3 protein-coding genes are annotated in these 2,618 nt (G+C 67.3%); all 3 read left to right on the top strand.

Annotated features, from left to right (window positions below; translation table 11 throughout):
• Window positions 1–202 precede the first annotated feature (202 nt).
• Window positions 203–961: an SDR family oxidoreductase gene (locus tag Q0A34_RS05805; RefSeq protein ID WP_291479064.1), complete on the top strand. Its 759-nt coding sequence runs from the start codon at window positions 203–205 to the stop codon at window positions 959–961.
• Between the two features lie 135 nt (window positions 962–1,096).
• The gene (locus tag Q0A34_RS05800) at window positions 1,097–2,011 is read left to right on the top strand and encodes a LysR family transcriptional regulator (protein WP_291479063.1); all 915 of its coding nucleotides are present in this window, start codon (window positions 1,097–1,099) and stop codon (window positions 2,009–2,011) included.
• A gap of 132 nt (window positions 2,012–2,143) precedes the next feature.
• Window positions 2,144–2,618, top strand: a 475-nt coding sequence (locus tag Q0A34_RS05795; protein WP_291479062.1) for a cbb3-type cytochrome c oxidase subunit I, incomplete at its 3' end; no start/stop codon positions are given.

Below are 2,618 nucleotides of genomic sequence, written 5' to 3'. Positions count from 1 at the left end.
GCGCGGGGGCCGCCGCGCCGGCGGGGGCGGCCGGGGAGGCAGAGGAGGAGCTCTTCTTCCCGCTGGACCCGGTGAGCTTCCGGATCACCTTCGCGGCGACCACGGGGTGGTCGATCTGGGCTCGGGTGACGCGGGCGTTGAGTATGCTCGGCAGCTTCATAACCACTGATTCTATGTCACGGGAAGCGCTAGTCTCGGGCGTATGACAAACAACACCGACAGTTCAGCACGCCGCCTCGCCGTCGTCACCGGGGCGTCCGCCGGAATCGGCGAGGCCACCGCCGTCGCCCTGGCCGCCGACGGGTGGGACGTCGTCCTCGCCGCACGTCGCCCGGAGAAACTCCGCGAGGTCGCCGAGCGCATCGCCCGCGACGCCCCGGAGGCCGCCGCCCACGTGGTGGAGGTCGACGTCACCGACCGGGGAAGCGTCGACGCACTCGCCGAGACGGTCCACGGACTGGGCGGGCTGGACCTGCTGGTCAACAACGCCGGCGGGGCACGGGGCCTGGACCCCGTGCTCGACGGGGACGTCGAGGACTGGCGGTGGATGTACGAGGCGAACGTCATCGGCACCCTCCAGGTCACCCAGGCGCTGTTCGGCGAGCTGACCCGGACGGACGCGCCGCAGGTGGTCAACATCGTGTCCATCGCCGGCCGGGGCGCCTACCGCGGCGGGGCGGGGTACAACGCCGCGAAGTTCGGGGAGACCGCCCTGACCGACGTGATGCGCATGGAGTTCGCGGAGAAGGGCGTGCGGGTGTGCCAGATCGACCCCGGCCGGGTGGCCACCGACTTCAGTCTCAACCGGTTCAAGGGCGACGCCGAGCGGGCACGGGAGGTGTACGACGGCGTCCTGAACCTCACCGCGCAGGACATCGCCGAGACCGTCCGCTGGGTGGCGGGCCGCCCGGCGCACATGGACGTCGACACCATCATGATCCGCCCGACCGACCAGGCCTGACGGCCGGTGGCGTGGGCCGCGGAACGGTGCCCCGGGAAGTGAGACCGGCGTCACCGTCGTCGGTTATGCATCCATCAGTCATGTTTATGGACAATGTTTTATGGTGCAGTTCAGCGGGCATAGGATAAAAGCATCATGAATGCCAGACTCACTCTCGAATCCCTGCGCTACGCCGACGCGGTGGCGGACACGGGATCGTTCAGCTCAGCCGCGCGTCGCTTCGGGGTCACCCAACCGGCACTGTCCATCAGCATCGCGAAGCTCGAGGAGCACCTGGGCGGACGGATCTTCCTCCGCAACCCCCGGGGCACCTCCCCGACGGCGTTCGGCACCGCGGTGCTCCCCCGCATCAAGCAGATCATCACCGACGTGACCCGCATGGAGACCGAGGCGGAGTCCTTCGCCTCCAGCCGTTTCGGCACCGTGCGGGTGGGGGTCTCCCCGAAGATCGACAAGTCCATCGTCGGGCAGCTCAAGGACGCCGTCCACGGGCCGAACGCCCTGGCCACCGGCCACGACCTGATGCTCCTGGAGGCGGAACTGGAGCCGTTGGAGGAGTTCCTGCAGGCCGGCAGCCTGGACATGGTCCTCGTCCCCGCCCTCGGTTCGCTGCCGGGGTACACCCACCGGCTGATCGACTCCGACTACCTCGTGCTGGTCGAGCCGATGGACGACGACACCCCGGCGACGATCAGCGTGGACGAACTCGCCGAGCGCGAGCTGATCCTGTGCCGTCACGGCTGCGGAATCACCCGCATGGTCTCCGACATGTTCGCCGAGGCGGGGCACCAGATGAAGCGCTCGGAGATGGAGGTCACCCACTGCAGCGCCCTGCCCGGGTGGGCGGACAAGGGGATGGGGTCGGTGATCCTGCCGGAGCGGCACGTCCGGGACGGAATGGCGTCGCGCCGCATCGTCCGCGAGGACGGGACGCTGGTGGAGATGTTCTACGAACTGGTGTGGGACCCGGGTGCGGCGAGCGCGGTGTACCTGGACACGCTGGCGAAGTACCTCACCACCGTGTCGCCGTGGTCACATAAGAAGAAGTGATTACCCCATAACCTCATCGCTCTCACCAGCTGAAACGGTCCGATCCTATAGTCGGTCTACCGACACCGTGTGACGGAACCGGCCGACGACCGGGCAAGAGTCCGCCACCGACGCTTCAGGAGGTATGGACCGTTGACTGCCGTTGCCCCACCCGAGAAAAACACCCCTCACCTCCGGCCGGAGAGCCGGCCCCATGGTGGGCGCTCCCTCAAGGGAGGTCACGCATGGACGATGCTGACCACCACCGACCACAAGCAGCTCGGCATCATGTACCTCGTGATGGCCTTCACGTTCTTCTTCATCGGTGGACTGATGGCCCTGCTGATCCGCGTGGAGCTCTTCCACCCGGGTCTGCAGTTCCTGTCGAATGAACAGTTCAACCAGCTGTTCACCATGCACGGCACGATCATGCTGCTGCTGTTCGGCAGCCCCCTGGTGTTCGGTTTCGCGAACTACGTCATGCCGCTGCAGATCGGCGCACCGGACGTGGCCTTCCCCCGCCTGAACGCCCTGGGCTTCTGGCTGACGACGTGGGGCGGCATCATCATGCTGTCCGGGTTCATGACACCGGGTGGTGCCGCTGACTTCGGCTGGACGATGTACATGC

The organism is Corynebacterium sp. (genome assembly GCF_022712195.1).
GTDB lineage: Bacteria > Actinomycetota > Actinomycetes > Mycobacteriales > Mycobacteriaceae > Corynebacterium.
The sequence above is the reverse complement of the archived record's forward strand: the minus strand, read 5'-3'. Positions and strand labels throughout refer to the sequence as shown.

Excerpts from the sequence above, each read along its gene's own strand:
- Q0A34_RS05805 (WP_291479064.1), top strand. The coding sequence starts at position 203 with ATGACAAACAACACCGACAGTTCAGCACGCCGCCTCGCCGTCGTCACC.
- Q0A34_RS05800 (WP_291479063.1), top strand. The coding sequence starts at position 1,097 with ATGAATGCCAGACTCACTCTCGAATCCCTGCGCTACGCCGACGCGGTG.